At 63.6% G+C, this 14,573-nt stretch carries 11 protein-coding genes; 7 read left to right on the top strand and 4 right to left on the bottom strand.

Annotation, left to right across the window (positions count from 1 at the left end; translation table 11 throughout):
* Nucleotides 1–38: 38 nt before the first annotated feature.
* Nucleotides 39–1,322 (bottom strand): amino acid deaminase, encoded by a 1,284-nt coding sequence (locus KZJ38_RS20865; RefSeq protein ID WP_219798038.1) that lies wholly within the window; start codon nucleotides 1,320–1,322, stop codon nucleotides 39–41.
* Nucleotides 1,323–1,494: 172 nt separating this feature from the next.
* Here KZJ38_RS20865 and KZJ38_RS20860 point away from each other — a divergent pair, with 172 nt between their 5' ends.
* A complete protein-coding gene (locus tag KZJ38_RS20860) occupies nucleotides 1,495–3,018 on the top strand; it encodes an N-acyl-D-amino-acid deacylase family protein (RefSeq protein ID WP_219798037.1) in 1,524 nt (507 codons plus the stop codon).
* 35 nt (nucleotides 3,019–3,053) lie between these two features.
* Nucleotides 3,054–3,440: a RidA family protein gene (locus KZJ38_RS20855; protein WP_219798036.1), complete on the top strand. Its 387-nt coding sequence runs from the start codon at nucleotides 3,054–3,056 to the stop codon at nucleotides 3,438–3,440.
* A gap of 256 nt (nucleotides 3,441–3,696) precedes the next feature.
* Here KZJ38_RS20855 and queF read toward each other — a convergent pair whose 3' ends face one another.
* Genes queF through ilvA form a run of 3 tightly spaced genes read right to left on the bottom strand, consistent with a single transcriptional unit; the run spans nucleotide 3,697 to nucleotide 6,989 of the window.
* Complete coding sequence (queF, locus tag KZJ38_RS20850; RefSeq protein ID WP_219798035.1) at nucleotides 3,697–4,521, bottom strand: NADPH-dependent 7-cyano-7-deazaguanine reductase QueF; 825 nt, start codon at nucleotides 4,519–4,521, stop codon at nucleotides 3,697–3,699.
* A complete protein-coding gene (locus KZJ38_RS20845; RefSeq protein ID WP_219798034.1) occupies nucleotides 4,518–5,426 on the bottom strand; it encodes a 5'-nucleotidase in 909 nt (302 codons plus the stop codon). Before KZJ38_RS20845 ends, queF begins: the two co-directional genes overlap by 4 nt.
* Before the next feature lie 39 nt (nucleotides 5,427–5,465).
* Nucleotides 5,466–6,989 carry a threonine ammonia-lyase, biosynthetic gene (ilvA, locus tag KZJ38_RS20840; protein ID WP_219798033.1) on the bottom strand — a complete coding sequence of 508 codons (1,524 nt, stop codon included), beginning with the start codon at nucleotides 6,987–6,989 and terminating at the stop codon, nucleotides 5,466–5,468.
* Nucleotides 6,990–7,617: 628 nt separating this feature from the next.
* Between ilvA and KZJ38_RS20835 the strand changes: the two genes are divergently transcribed.
* The 5 genes from KZJ38_RS20835 to KZJ38_RS20815 all read left to right on the top strand — a co-directional run bounded on the left by KZJ38_RS20835 (nucleotide 7,618) and on the right by KZJ38_RS20815 (nucleotide 14,495).
* Nucleotides 7,618–11,745 (top strand): DUF3683 domain-containing protein, encoded by a 4,128-nt coding sequence (locus tag KZJ38_RS20835; protein ID WP_219798032.1) that lies wholly within the window; start codon nucleotides 7,618–7,620, stop codon nucleotides 11,743–11,745.
* 34 nt (nucleotides 11,746–11,779) lie between these two features.
* Nucleotides 11,780–12,208, top strand: a complete 429-nt coding sequence (locus tag KZJ38_RS20830; RefSeq protein ID WP_219798031.1) for an HIT family protein — start codon at nucleotides 11,780–11,782, stop codon at nucleotides 12,206–12,208.
* A gap of 7 nt (nucleotides 12,209–12,215) precedes the next feature.
* Nucleotides 12,216–12,638 carry a gamma-butyrobetaine hydroxylase family protein gene (locus KZJ38_RS20825; RefSeq protein ID WP_219798030.1) on the top strand — a complete coding sequence of 141 codons (423 nt, stop codon included), beginning with the start codon at nucleotides 12,216–12,218 and terminating at the stop codon, nucleotides 12,636–12,638.
* 82 nt (nucleotides 12,639–12,720) lie between these two features.
* Entirely contained in the window at nucleotides 12,721–13,452 is a 732-nt protein-coding gene (ubiE, locus tag KZJ38_RS20820) for a bifunctional demethylmenaquinone methyltransferase/2-methoxy-6-polyprenyl-1,4-benzoquinol methylase UbiE (RefSeq protein WP_219798029.1), read from the top strand.
* A 38-nt stretch (nucleotides 13,453–13,490) separates the two neighbouring features.
* Nucleotides 13,491–14,495, top strand: coding sequence for a Tim44 domain-containing protein (locus KZJ38_RS20815; protein WP_219798028.1), 1,005 nt, complete (start codon nucleotides 13,491–13,493; stop codon nucleotides 14,493–14,495).
* Nucleotides 14,496–14,573 lie beyond the last annotated feature (78 nt).

The following is a 14,573-nucleotide window of genomic DNA, read 5'->3' as shown; positions in this document are numbered from 1 at the left end:
GTCGCTTTTGTGTGATCGAGCCCGCTGTCGAAGCTACATCAAAAGAACGTCTCGATCACTTCCGTCACGCGATAAGAACGATCGACGACGAGCACCTGACGCCACTTGTCGAAAGTCAGGCACGGGTGCGAGATGTCGAACGCGATCATGTCGCCAACTTTCAGATCGGCGCCCGCCGGAATCCGCATATACGCGTGCTGGTCGTTCATGTTGAACACTTCCCAGCCTTCGCTGGCGGCCACATCGCGCGGCGCCGTCGCCGTGCCGCCGGGCCGATAGTGACGCGCCGGTTCCGGCAGCCCTGAATCGAACGCCGCATCGCGCTTGCCCAAGCCGATGATCGCGCGGTCCGGTTCGGGAATCGACTGCACGTAGGCCCACAACTGCAGCGCGGGCTGCAGGCCTTCACCCATTTTCTTCGCCACCGGATTGCGCGCGAAGATGTCGTTCTGCGCCTTGCGATAAACGCCGACGTCATGCGTCAGATAGCAGCCCGGCCGCAGCACGATTTCAACCTGGCTGGCATCGGCCGTTTGCGCGAATTCTTCAGCGACGATGTCGTACCACGCGGAACCGGCGCCCGACAGAATCGCCGGCGTGCGCGCAAAGCGTTTTGCGTCGAGCAGCGCGCGCGTGGTCGCGACCGCGGCGCGCAGAAACGCGCGCACCTCCGTTTCTTCCTTCAGCACGCCCTCATACAGTTCGATGCCCGCCAGCTGCAGCGAATCGGGGTAGCGCGCGATGGCCTCGAGCACCGCCTTCAGTTGCGCGCCGTCGCGCACGCCGGTGCGCCCGCCCGGCACGCCGAGCTCGATCAGCACATTGAGTTCCTTGCGCACCGAACCGAAAAACTTGCCCAGCTGTTCGACGCCCGCAGCCGAATCGACGAGACAGTAAAACTCGAAGTCCGGATCGCTGAGCAGCTCGGCGACCATCAGCATATTGCGCTTGCCGACCAGCTGGTTGGCCATCAGCACGCGCGAGATGCCGCCGTGATAGGCGGCGCGCACCTGATGCGCGGTGGCGAGCGTGATGCCCCACGCGCCGGTTTCGATCTGCTTACGGAACAGTTGCGGCGCCATCGTGGTCTTGCCGTGCGGCGCAAGCTTCACGTTGTATTCGGCGACGAAGGCCTGCATCCACTTGAGGTTGTGTTCGATGCGATCAGCGTAGAGCACGGCGGCCGGCAGACTGACGTCTTCGTCGAGCAGATTCCATTCGAGACGGCCCGCGTCGGTCAGCTGGATACTGGTGCCCGGGACATTGCCGAGCCCTTTGCTGAATGGATCGATCGTTGGACCCTGATAGTTTGTAACTTTCATCTCGTGTTACTCCATCGTGCGGTTCGTCGCGCGGTTGTCGCGCCGTGATTGTGTAGTTCTGCAGCAGCAAAGTTGACTTCGATATGTTACAGAAAGTACGCTGCCCCGTATGAAGCATGCGCTCGCCGCGCATCGCGGCGCCGGCGAGCGTCAACCACGAGGAGACTGACCCATGCACTCGCATCCCGAAGCCGCGGATACGCTGATCTTCGACGCGCAGCTCTATGACGGCACGGGCGCGCCGCCGGTGCAGCGCGACGTCGCGCTGCGCGACGGGCGCATTGCCGCGATCGGCAACCTGTCGAACTGGCTCGCCGAAGACGTGATCGAAGCGAACGGCCACGCGCTCGCGCCGGGTTTCATCGACGTCCACACGCACGACGACACGCATGTGATTCGCGCGCCGCAGATGCTGCCGAAAATCTCCCAAGGCGTGACGACGGTGATTGTCGGCAACTGCGGAATCAGTGCTTCACCGGTTACGCTGAACGGCGATCCGCCGGATCCGATGAATCTGCTCGGCGCGCGCGATGCGTTCAGCTATCCGACCTTTGCCGCGTATGTCGAGGCGGTCAATGCGGCGCAGCCGTCGGTCAATGTCGCCGCGCTGATCGGCCATACCGCGCTGCGCAACAACCAGATGGACCGGCTCGATCGGGCCGCGACCGCACAGGAAATCGAGCAGATGCGCGCGCAGCTGAAGGAAGCGCTCGCGCACGGCGCGCTCGGGCTCAGTTCGGGCCTCGCGTACGGCTCCGCATTCGCCGCGCCGACTGAAGAAGTGATGGCGCTTGCCGAGCCGCTCGCCGAAGCCGGCGCGCTGTACACCACCCACATGCGCACCGAGTTCGATGCGATTCTCGACGCGATGGACGAGGCGTACCGCATCGGCCGCCATGCGCGCGTGCCGGTCGTGATCTCGCATCTGAAATGCGCAGGGCCGACGAACTGGGGGCGCAGCGGTGAAGTGCTCGAATCGCTCGAAGGCGCGCGGCGCATGCAGCCGATCGGTTGCGATTGCTATCCGTACAGCCGCAGTTCGTCGACGCTCGACGTCAAGCAGGTGACCGGCGACATCGACATCACCATCACCTGGTCGACGCCGCATCCGCAGATGGCGGGCAAGCTGATCAGCGCGATCGCGATCGAATGGGGCGTGACGCAGCAGGAAGCGGCGAAGCGTCTGCAACCGGCGGGCGCGGTTTATCACAACATGTCGGAAGACGACGTGCGGCGCATCCTGTCGCACCCGGCGACGATGATCGGCTCCGATGGCCTGCCGAACGATCCGCTGCCGCATCCGCGCCTGTGGGGCGCATTTCCGCGCGTGCTCGGCCACTATGCGCGCGATCAGCAACTGATCCCGCTCGAGGAAGCGGTGCGCAAGATGACGAGTCTGTCGGCACGCCGCTTCGGCTTGACGCAGCGCGGCGAAGTGCATGTCGGCTATCACGCCGACCTTGTGCTGTTCGACCCGGCCCGCGTGCGTGACGCGGCCACGTTCGACAAGCCGCAGCAGGCGGCTGAGGGCATCGAAGCGGTGTGGGTGAACGGTGTGCTGTCGTATCGCGACGGTGCGCCGACCGGCGGGCGCGCCGGTCGATTTGTCGCGCGCGGTGCGCGGCCTTTGGCGACTGAACTGGCCGCTAAGGACGCAAGGGCCGCTAAGGACGATCACGCACCGCAGGATTTTTGAACCGTATCTGACTATCTCTTTGAAGGGAGCGGACGATGAAGCGTTATGGCGTTGAAGGCGGAAAAGGAACGGGCGGCCAGCATATGCCGTTTGCGCGGGCGGTCGAAGCGGACGGTTGGCTCTATGTGTCCGGGCAGACGCCGATGGAAAACGGCGAAGTGATCAACGGCGGCATTGTCCAGCAGTCGCACAAGGCGCTGCAGAATGTGTTCGCGATCCTGAAGGAAGCGGGCTATAGCGCCGAGCATGTTGTGCGCTGCGGCGTGTGGCTTGACGATCCGCGCGACTTTGCTTCGTTTAACAAGGTGTTTCGCGAGTACTTCGGCGAGCATCCGCCGGCACGCGCGTGCGTTGTGTCGAGCATGGTGATCGACTGCAAGGTCGAAGTGGATTGCGTGGCGTATAAGGCGCCGCAGCGTTGATTGAGACCGGGCAGCGTGCACAACGAATGAAGGTGTGGCCTTCGGCACGCGTTGTCAGAATGTCGGGCATGTCCTGCATGCGAATCAGGGAAGCCCGATAGTTTTTATGCGCGGCTCATGCGACTCTACGCATCGCCGGCCCAGCCGCTGGGGAAAACTGACACGGCGTATCGATGCGCAAGCATCGGACGGGTACGCCGTGTCAGCGTCGATATGGTGTGGGCCGGCGCTTTCCTGTAGTGCTTTTTCCTCTGCGTTACTGCCGCGCGGTGCGCAGATTGTCCGGCATCGGCAGATTGAAATTCGTGCGGAACGGATTGATATCGAGCCCGCCGCGCCGCGTATAACGCGCGTAGATCGCGAGCTTCACGGGCTGACATGCGGCGAGCAGGTCGACGAACATCTTCTCGACGCATTGCTCGTGAAACCCCGTGTGGTTGCGGTACGAAATGATGTAACGCAGCAGCGACGCCTGATCGATTTGCGGTCCGACGTAATGAATTTGCACGCTGCCCCAGTCGGGCTGGCCGGTGACCGGGCAGTTCGACTTCAGCAGGTTCGAATACAGCGTTTCTTCGACGGGCGCTTCGCCGTGCGCGGCTTTTAACAGCGACGCGTCGGGCAGGTAAATGTCGGTATCGAGATCGAGCCGGTCGAGCGACAGCCCGTCGAATTCCTCGAGCCCGAGCTTGCCGAATTCGGCCGGCCCGGAGAGATGCACGGAAACCGTCGCGCCGCACGATGCCGAGACGTCGCGTTTGATCGTATCGCGCACGATATCGATCGAATCGAACTGCGTGTGCGCGAACGAGCCGAGATACAGCTTGAACGACTTCGATTCGACGATATTCGGCGAATCAGCCGGCACGTAGAACGTCGCGATGGCGATCTGCGGCTTGCCGCGCGCGTTGAGCCACGAAAGCTCGTACGCATTCCAGATGTCGGTGCCGAAAAACGGCAGCCGCGCGGTAATGCCGATCTGCTCGCGCGCGTTGCTGCGCGCAATCGGAAACAGCAGCGACGCGTCGTACTGTTCGGTGTACGTGGCGGGTTTGCCGAGCGGGGATTGGTCGGGTGTCATGATGCGTTCACGATGCCGCTGACGACATGCCCGGTCGCGGAGACGCCGTGCGCCCGGGCCGTATCGCAGTAGCGAATTTGATCGTCGAAGAAAAAGTCGGGCTCGAACTCGCGCAGAAATGCGCCTTTGTCGAGGCCGCCGAGGAACATCGCTTCGTCGATTTCGATGTTCCAGGCCATCAGCGTGCGGATCGCCCGCTCGTGCGCCGGTGCCGAACGCGCGGTGACGAGCGCGGTACGGATGCGCATCGGCGCCGCGTCGTCGGCGAGTTTTTGCAGGCGGTGCAGCGCTTCGAGCAGCGGCTTTAACGGGCCGTCGGCAAGCGGCAAGTCGCGGTTGTCGGTCTCATGACCGACGAACGCCTGCAGTCCTTCCTGCTGAAACACGCGTTCGGCTTCATCGGAAAACAGCACGGCGTCGCCGTCGAACGCGATGCGGATTTCGTGCGGATACTTGCTCGCCATCCGCGCCGATTCGGGCAGCACGCGCGCGGCAGGAAAGCCGGCCGCAAGCGCGTCGCGCACGTCGTTCTGATTCGCGGATAGAAACAGCGACGCGTTGAGCGGATGCAGATAGCCGAACGGTGCTCGGCCGCGCGTGAACACGCCGCGTTCGATCGCAAGCCCATGTTCGCGCGCCGAGCTGAACGCGCGCAAGCCGCTGATAGGATCGCTGCGCGACAGGATCACCACTTCGACGCGCGGCGTGCCCGCGTTCAACGCAAGCAGCTTGCGAATCAGCGGAAACGCGACACCGGGCTTCGCCGGCACATCGAGGCGCTCACGCTGCAGCGCCTCGTACGCGCGCAAGTCGCCGTCCTCGTAGACGCGGTTTTCTTCCTCGAAGTCGAACAGCGCGCGCGACGAGATCGCGACCACCAGTTTGTCTTCGAGCGTGAAAGCCATCGTCAAAGCGCCATGATGAAGTCGTTCTCCGCCATCTGATCAGCCAAGAAACAGACGGTAGACCGGATTCGCGGTTTCTTCCCAGTGCGGATAGCCGAGCGTCGCGAGAAAGCGTGCGAATTCGGCGTCTTCGCTCGCGGGCACCTGAATGCCGACGAGAATCGAGCTGTAGTCCGCGCCCTGATTCCGATAGTGAAACAGGCTGATATTCCAGTTCGGCGCCATCGACGACAGGAACTTCATCAGCGCGCCGGGCCGCTCCGGAAACTCGAAGCGGAACAGGCGTTCATGGTGCGCGAGCGGCGAGCGGCCGCCGACCATATAACGGATGTGCTGCTTCGACAGTTCGTCGCCGGTCAGATCGACGGTCGCGAAGCCGTGCGCTTCGAGCGAAGCCGCGATGCGCGCCGACTCGTCACGGCTTTTGATTTGCACGCCGACGAAAATATGCGCGGACTTCGCGTCGGCGATCCGGTAGTTGAACTCGGTCACGCTGCGCGTGCCGATCAGCTCGCAAAAACGCTTGAAGCTGCCGCGCTCTTCCGGAATCGTCACCGCGAAGACGGCCTCGCGCGCTTCACCGACTTCCGCGCGCTCGGCGACGAAACGCATGCGGTCGAAGTTCATGTTCGCGCCCGACGTGACCGCGATCAGCGTCTGGTTCTCGATGCCTTCGCGCTCCGCGTATTGCTTCGCGCCCGCCACGGCGAGCGAGCCGGCCGGTTCGAGCACGCTGCGCGTGTCCTGGAACACGTCCTTGATCGCGGCGCAAAGGGCATCCGTATCGACGGTCAGCACTTCGTCGAGATACTGCTGGCAGAGCCGGAAGGTTTCCTCGCCGACCAGCTTCACGGCCGTGCCGTCCGAAAACAGGCCGACTTCATTGAGCGTGACGCGCTTGCCGGCCTTGATCGACTGCGCCATCGCGCAGGAATCGTCGGTCTGCACGCCGATCACCTTGATCTCCGGGCGCACTTCTTTCACGTAGGCGGCCACGCCGGCCGCGAGCCCGCCGCCGCCGATCGGCACGAAGATCGCGTGAATCGGACCTTGATGCTGGCTCAGCACTTCCATCGCGACGGTGCCCTGGCCGGCGATCACATACGGGTCGTCGAACGGATGGACGAAGGTGAGGCCGTGCTGTTCCTGCAGGCGCATCGCGTGCGCATACGCATCGCTATACGATTCGCCGGCCTGCACGACTTCGACGGTCGGCCCGCCGTGCGCGCGCACCGCATCGACTTTGACTTGCGGTGTCGTCACCGGCACGACAATGATCGCCTTCACGCCGAGACGCGCGGCCGACAGCGCCACGCCCTGCGCATGATTGCCCGCCGACGCCGTAATCACGCCGCGCGACAGCGCGTCCGCCGGAATATGCGCCATCTTGTTGTAGGCGCCGCGCACCTTGAACGAGAAGACCGGCTGGTTGTCCTCGCGCTTCAGATAAATCGCGTTGCGCATCCGGGCGGACAGGTTCCGCGCGTGTTCGAGTTCGGTCTCCCGGGCGACGTCGTAGACGCGCGCGGTCAGGATTTTCTTCAGATAGTCGTTGGAGGCCATGCGGTTCACGGCGCGATGCGCTGAATAAGACGGGAAAAGGTCAATGATAGCGCCATCCGTGCGCGCTCAGACCGGTTAGCTAAGGTGAGCGGCACGCGGAATGCGCAGTTTGTTGCGCAGTCGGACCGCGGTAGGTCCGCTGGGTGAGTTCGCCGCAGTGAGTCCACGGTGGTCCCCTCGGCACGGCGATCCGAAACCCGACCGGCCGGTCGGCAAATCAACGTGATCGCGACCGCTTCCGGCCGCCTCAACGGTAGTCGCCAGGCGTCGCAAATGCCCATGGCGCCGTCACGGAGGCGTCAACGCGCGCAGGGATCATGCGGTAGAATCGCGTTTTGGAACAAGGATCGGAAGATGCACTGGCAGCCTCGGATCGCCCACCTGATGCCCGTCCCGCGCGAGTCTCGTCCCGCCGCGGAGAGGCACGTGCGGCATGCACGATCGTGTAGCGGTATCTGAGCCAGCGAAGCAGCCGGCGTGAGTGCGTCCGCCGGCGGGTTTGGCCAGCCGCGGCTTCGCCCAATAGAAGAATTCCCAGCATTGCGCCCCACGCGCATCGTCAGCCGATGCCGCCGCCTCATGAGAATCGCGGCGGTTCCCGTTGGCTGACACACCGAGTCGTCCAACCATGAACGCACCTCAAGTATTCGACCCGCACGGCGCCGCTCACGCAGTGGCTACCGATCCCGCCCCGCGCCTGCGTGAAATCCCCTACAACTACACGTCGTTTTCCGATCGCGAGATCGTCATCCGTCTGCTCGGCGACGAAGCGTGGGCTGTACTCGACGAACTGCGCAACGAACGCCGCACCGGCCGCTCGGCGCGGATGCTGTATGAAGTGCTCGGCGATATCTGGGTCGTGCGCCGCAATCCGTATCTGCAGGACGATCTGCTCGACAATCCGAAGCGTCGCAAGCTGCTGATCGAAGCGCTGCACCACCGGCTGGCCGAGATTGAGAAGCGCCGCCGCGCCGATCTGACCGCGCATCACGACGACGCCGGCGTCGATCGCGCCGCGCGCGTCGAGGCGCTGGTGGCCGCGGCGCGCCGCGCGGTCGATGCGTTCGCTGACGAGTTCGAACGCAGCGCCGACCTGCGCCGCCGCGCGCTGCGCGAGCTGGGCCGCCGCACGCAGAAGGACAACATCCGCTTCGACGGCCTCGCGCGCGTGTCGCACGTCACCGATGCAACCGACTGGCGTGTCGAATATCCGTTCGTCGTGCTGACGCCCGATAACGAAGATGAAATTGCAGGCCTGGTGAAAGCTTGCTTCGAACTCGGCCTCACCGTGATTCCGCGCGGGGGCGGCACCGGTTATACGGGCGGCGCCGTGCCGCTCACGCCGTTCTCCGCGGTCATCAACACCGAGAAGCTCGAGAAGCTTGGCGCCGTCGAGCTGACCGATCTGCCGGGCGTCGATCGCAAGGTCGCGACGGTCTACTCGGGCGCGGGCGTCGTCACGCGCCGCGTGACCGAAGCGGCCGAACAGGCTGGCTACGTGTTCGCGGTCGACCCGACGTCGCTCGACGCATCGTGCATCGGCGGCAACATCGCGATGAACGCGGGCGGCAAGAAGGCCGTGCTGTGGGGCACCGCGCTCGACAATCTCGCGTGGTGGCGGATGGTCGATCCGGAAGGCAACTGGCTCGAAGTCACGCGTCTCGATCACAACCTCGGCAAGATTCACGACATTCCTGTCGCGCGCTTTGAACTGAAGTGGTTCGACGGCGAATATGCGCCGGGTGAAAAGCTGTTGCGCACCGAGCCGCTCGAGATCGAAGGGCGGCGTTTCCGTAAGGAAGGCCTCGGCAAGGACGTCACCGACAAATTCCTCGCGGGCCTGCCGGGCGTGCAGAAGGAAGGCTGCGACGGGCTCATCACGTCCGCGCGCTGGGTGCTGCACAAGATGCCCGCGCATACGCGCACCGTGTGCCTCGAATTCTTCGGCCAGGCGCGCGAGGCGATTCCGAGCATCGTTGAAATCAAGGATTACCTGTTCGAAACGTCGCGCGAAGGCGGTGCGATTCTCGCGGGCCTCGAGCATCTCGACGAACGCTATCTGCGTGCGGTCGGCTATGCGACGAAGAGCAAGCGCAACGCGTTTCCGAAGATGGTGCTGATCGGCGATATCGTCGGTGACGATGCCGATAAGGTTGCGGCCGCAACCTCCGAAGTGGTCCGCATGGCGAACGGCAAGAGCGGCGAAGGCTTCGTTGCGGTCAGCGCCGAGGCGCGCAAGCGCTTCTGGCTCGACCGTAGCCGGACTGCCGCGATTGCGAAGCACACGAACGCGTTCAAGATCAACGAAGACGTCGTCATTCCGCTGAACCGGATGGGCGAGTACACGGACGGCATCGAGCGCATCAATATCGAGCTGTCGATCAAGAACAAGCTGCAGCTCGTCGATGCGCTCGAAGCGTTTTTCAAGGCGGGCAAGCTGCCGCTCGGCAAGAGCGACGACGCCAACGAAATTCCGAGCGCCGAACTGCTCGAAGATCGCGTTCAGCATGCGCTCGAATTGCTGAATCAGGTCCGCGCGCGCTGGACGTTCCTGCGCGACAAGCTCGATCTGTCGTTGCGCGAGGCGCAGCATTATCTGGTGGGTCTTGGCTATGCGGCGCTCGCGGAGAAATTCGCGGATCGCGTCGATGAACAGCCGGGCGTGACGGTATTCGACGTCACGCAGGACCGCACGATACGCGTGTCGTGGAAACAGGAAATCCGCGCGGAATTGCGGCAGATTTTCAACGGCGGCGAGTTCAAGCCGATCCTCGAGGAAGCGCAGGCTATCCATAAACAGGTGCTGCGTGGCCGCGTGTTCGTCGCGCTGCACATGCACGCGGGCGACGGCAACGTTCACACGAACATCCCCGTCAACTCCGACAACTACGAGATGCTGCAGGACGCGCATACCGCGGTCGCACGCATCATGAAGCTGGCGCGCTCGCTCGACGGCGTGATTTCCGGCGAACACGGCATCGGCATCACGAAGCTCGAATTCCTCACCGACGACGAGATCGCCGAATTCCGCGCCTACAAGCAGCGCGTCGACCCGCAAGGACGCTTCAACGCGGGCAAGCTGCTCGAAGGCGCAGACCTGCGCAACGCTTACACGCCGAGCTTCGGCCTGATGGGCTATGAGTCGCTGATCATGCAGCAGTCCGATATCGGCGCGATCGCCGATTCGGTGAAGGACTGCCTGCGCTGCGGCAAATGCAAGCCGGTGTGCGCGACGCACGTGCCGCGCGCGAACCTGTTGTATAGCCCGCGTAACAAGATTCTCGCCACCTCGCTGCTCGTCGAAGCGTTCCTGTACGAAGAACAGACGCGCCGCGGCGTATCGATCAAGCATTGGGACGAGTTCAACGACGTCGCCGATCACTGCACGGTCTGCCATAAGTGCGCGACGCCGTGCCCGGTCAAGATCGACTTCGGCGACGTGACGATGAACATGCGCAACCTGCTGCGCAAGATGGGCAAGAAGAAGTTCAACCCCGGTAATGCGGCCGGTATGTTCTTCCTCAATGCGACCAACCCGCAGACCATCAATCTCGCGCGTACTGCGATGATGGGCGTTGGCTACAAGGCGCAGCGTCTGGGCAACGACGTGCTGAAAAAGCTCGTGAAGAAGCAGACCGCGCATCCGCCCGCGACGACCGGCAAGCCGCCCGTGGTCGAGCAGGTCATTCACTTCATGAACAAGAAGATGCCGGGCAACCTGCCGAAAAAGACGGCGCGCGCGCTGCTCGACATCGAAGACAACAAGATCGTGCCGATCATCCGCAACCCGAAGGCGACGACCGTCGATTCGGAAGCGGTGTTCTACTTCCCGGGCTGCGGCTCCGAGCGTCTGTTTTCGCAGGTGGGCCTCGCGACGCAGGCGATGCTCTGGGAAGCGGGCGTGCAGACCGTCCTGCCGCCGGGCTATCTGTGCTGCGGCTATCCGCAGCGCGGCTCGGGCCAGTACGACAAGGCCGAGAAGATCGTCACCGATAACCGCGTGCTGTTCCACCGCGTCGCGAATACGCTGAACTATCTCGACATCAAGACCGTGGTCGTGTCGTGCGGCACGTGTTACGACCAGCTGGCCGGCTACGAATTCGAGAAGATCTTCCCGGGCTGCCGGATCATCGACATCCACGAATTCCTGCTCGAGAAGAACATCAAGCTCGACGGCGTGAAGGGCACGCGCTACATGTATCACGACCCGTGCCACACGCCGATCAAGACGATCGACCCCGTCAAGCTCGTCAATGAATTGATGGGCTCGGAGCACGACGGTTACAAGATCGAAAAGAACGACCGGTGCTGCGGCGAATCGGGCACGCTGGCGGTGACGCGGCCCGACATCTCGACGCAGGTGCGCTTCCGCAAGGAAGAGGAAATCCGCAAGGGCGCGGCGAAGCTGCGCGGGATTCCGCTCGTCGCCGAAGCGGGCGCGAACGCGATCAATATGGCCAATGCGGCCGCGGGTGCGGCCGGTGCGGCACCAGGCTCGGTGCTGAAGGCTGGCGATGGTCCGCAACCGGGTGGCAAGAACGGCACGGCGAACGGCGCACCGAACGGAGCAACGGATGTGAAGATTCTGACCAGCTGCCCGTCGTGCCTGCAAGGCCTGTCGCGCTATAACGAAGACGCCAACGTCGAAGCAGACTACATCGTCGTTGAAATCGCGCGCCACGTGCTCGGCGAAAACTGGATGGCCGACTACGTCGCCCGTGCGAATAATGGCGGAATCGAGCGCGTGCTGGTCTAATTGCAAGCATGACGGTATGCGCTCGAGGGCGACGATGGACTGTATCTTCTGCCGCGAAGACGGCGGCGACATTTTGTGGAAGGACGACACCTTGCGTGTCGTCCTGGCCGACGAACAAGACTACCCCGGCTTTTGCCGCGTCATCTGGAACCAGCACGTGGCCGAGTTCTCCGACCTCGCCGACGCGGACCGCGATCGTGTGATGCGCGCGGTGAACGCCGTGGAACGCGCCATGCGGCGCGTGATGAAGCCGGTCAAGATCAACCTGGCAAGCCTCGGCAACCAGGTGCCGCACGTGCACTGGCATGTGATTCCGCGCTTTTCCAACGATGCGCATTTTCCGCTGCCGATCTGGGCGCCGCGTCAGCGGACCGTATCGGAAGCCATGCTGTCGCAGCGCCGCGCGCAGGCCACGCTGCTGCGCGACGCGGTGCGCGGCGAAATCGAACAGGCTCTCGCGTGAGGTGACTATGAGCGGACTGACTCCCGACACCCCGGTGCCGACCGGCGTTGTCGTGCACGCGGTGTCGCGCGTGCTGGAACTGCAATATGCAAACGGCGTGTCGTATCGCGTGCCGTTCGAACTGCTGCGTGTGTACACGCCGTCGGCGGAAGCGCGCGGTCACGGGCCCGGCCAGGAGACGCTGCAAACGGGCAAGCGCGATGTGACGATCACGGCGCTTGAAGGTGTCGGCAACTATGCGTTGCAGCCGACGTTTTCGGACGGCCACGCGACCGGCATCTATTCGTGGGATCTGCTGTGGGATCTCGCAACGCGCCAGGATGAGCGGTGGCGCGAGTATCTCGATACGCTCGCCGCGGCCGGCGTGGACCGCGACGCGCCGATGGCCGCCGCGCCCGCCGGTGGCCACGGCCACGGGCACTGTCACTAATACTGACACGGGCTGATACCATTCGCCCGGCCGCTACTTCGATGCGGCGCAACAATCGTCAAAAAACGCGAGGACAAGCGCGATGAGCAAAACCCACTTCGGCTATCAGACGGTCGACGAACAGGACAAAGCGGCGAAGGTGGCGGGCGTATTCCACTCGGTTGCCTCCAACTATGACCTGATGAACGACCTGATGTCGGGCGGGCTGCACCGCGCATGGAAGGCGTTCACGATCTCGCAGGCCAGTGTGCGGCCGGGCTTCAAGGTGCTCGATATCGCGGGCGGCACCGGCGACCTGTCGAAGGCGTTCGCGAAGCAGGCCGGGCCGACCGGCGAGGTCTGGCATACCGATATCAACGAATCGATGCTGCGCGTGGGCCGCGACCGGCTGCTCGACAAGGGCGTCGTCACGCCGGCGCTGCTCTGCGACGCGGAGAAGATTCCGTTTCCGGACAACTACTTCGACGTGGTGACGGTGGCCTTCGGCTTGCGCAACATGACGCACAAGGAAGCCGCGCTGGCGGAAATGCGCCGCGTGCTGAAGCCGGGCGGGCGCGTGCTCGTGCTCGAGTTTTCGAAAGTGTGGGACCCGCTGAAGAAGGCTTACGACCTATATTCATTCAAGGTGCTGCCGTGGCTTGGCGATCGTTTCGCCAAAGACGCGGAAAGCTATCGCTACCTTGCCGAGTCGATCCGGATGCACCCGGACCAGGAAACTTTGAAAACGATGATGGAACAAGCTGGCATCGAAGGCGTCAAATATTACAATCTGTCAGCTGGCGTGGTAGCCTTGCACACCGGGACAAAGTATTAGCGTCCCTAACCGCTCGTTTTTAAAAGGAATTGTCAGAAATGTCCGATTCGAATCTGTTGTCTAAACGTAAGGTTTCGCGGCCTTGGGCGCGGAGAATCGGGCTGCTGGCAATGGTCGGTTTGATCACGGTCGGCACGCTCGCGTCGCTCGACGCCGAAGCGAAACGGATGGGCGGCGGACGCAGTTTCGGCCGTCAATCGAACGACTCGTCGATGATGCAGCGGCAAACTACGCCGCCGCCGTCGCAGCAGCCGGGGCAAGGGCAGAACGCGCAGATGCAGCGCGCGCAGCCGGCGCCGGCGCCCACGCCCGCAGCGCAGCCTAACCGCTCGCGCTGGCTCGGGCCGATCGCAGGCCTCGCGGCCGGTCTCGGCATCGCGGCGCTGCTGTCGCACTTCGGTCTCGGCGAAGCGTTCGCCGGTGCGATGGCCAACTTCATCATCATCGCGCTGATTGCGATCGTGGCGATCTGGCTGATCCGCAAGTTCTTCGGCCGCAAGCGCGATGCGAACGCCCCGGCTTATGCAGGCGGTTCGCCCACGCTCAATGCGGGCGGCACCGGCTATTCGCAGGAGCCGCGCTATACGGCGCCGCCGAGCGGCCAGTATCTCGAGCCGCAGGGCAATCCGCTAAGTACGCCGCAAATCGGCGCGGCGCCCGCAGTGCCTGCAAACTTCGATACGGACGCGTTCCTGCGCAACGCGAAGGTCTACTTCGTGCGACTGCAGGAAGCATGGGACGCCGGCAACATGGCCGACATCCGCGAGTTCACCACGCCTGAAATGTTCGCGGAAGTGAAGATCGACCTCGACTCGCGCGGTGCCGGGCGCAACCAGACCGACGTCGTGCAACTGAATGCGGAACTGCTCGGCGTCGAAGACCGGGCCGAGGAATACCTCGCGAGCGTGCGCTTCTCGGGGCTGATCCGCGAGACGATCGGTGGCGCGGCTGAGCCTTTCGTCGAAATCTGGAATCTGTCCAAGTCGACGAAGACCGGCGAAGGCTGGCTGCTCGCCGGCATCCAGCAGGTCACGCATCACTGAGCCGTCGTCAGTTCCCCGGTCAGTTCCCGCTAGCTGACCGCAGCGGCGTTCGACAACGCTGCCGGAATCAACAAATAG

It is taken from the genome of Paraburkholderia edwinii, from assembly GCF_019428685.1.
Classification (GTDB): domain Bacteria; phylum Pseudomonadota; class Gammaproteobacteria; order Burkholderiales; family Burkholderiaceae; genus Paraburkholderia; species Paraburkholderia edwinii.
This window is presented reverse-complemented; position numbering and strand designations above follow the sequence as displayed.

Coding starts and splice junctions, on each gene's coding strand:
- KZJ38_RS20865 (WP_219798038.1), bottom strand. CDS start 1,322: ATGAAAGTTACAAACTATCAGGGTCCAACGATCGATCCATTCAGCAAA.
- KZJ38_RS20860 (WP_219798037.1), top strand. CDS start 1,495: ATGCACTCGCATCCCGAAGCCGCGGATACGCTGATCTTCGACGCGCAG.
- KZJ38_RS20855 (WP_219798036.1), top strand. CDS start 3,054: ATGAAGCGTTATGGCGTTGAAGGCGGAAAAGGAACGGGCGGCCAGCAT.
- queF (WP_219798035.1), bottom strand. CDS start 4,521: ATGACACCCGACCAATCCCCGCTCGGCAAACCCGCCACGTACACCGAA.
- KZJ38_RS20845 (WP_219798034.1), bottom strand. CDS start 5,426: ATGGCTTTCACGCTCGAAGACAAACTGGTGGTCGCGATCTCGTCGCGC.
- ilvA (WP_219798033.1), bottom strand. CDS start 6,989: ATGGCCTCCAACGACTATCTGAAGAAAATCCTGACCGCGCGCGTCTAC.
- KZJ38_RS20835 (WP_219798032.1), top strand. CDS start 7,618: ATGAACGCACCTCAAGTATTCGACCCGCACGGCGCCGCTCACGCAGTG.
- KZJ38_RS20830 (WP_219798031.1), top strand. CDS start 11,780: ATGGACTGTATCTTCTGCCGCGAAGACGGCGGCGACATTTTGTGGAAG.
- KZJ38_RS20825 (WP_219798030.1), top strand. CDS start 12,216: ATGAGCGGACTGACTCCCGACACCCCGGTGCCGACCGGCGTTGTCGTG.
- ubiE (WP_219798029.1), top strand. CDS start 12,721: ATGAGCAAAACCCACTTCGGCTATCAGACGGTCGACGAACAGGACAAA.
- KZJ38_RS20815 (WP_219798028.1), top strand. CDS start 13,491: ATGTCCGATTCGAATCTGTTGTCTAAACGTAAGGTTTCGCGGCCTTGG.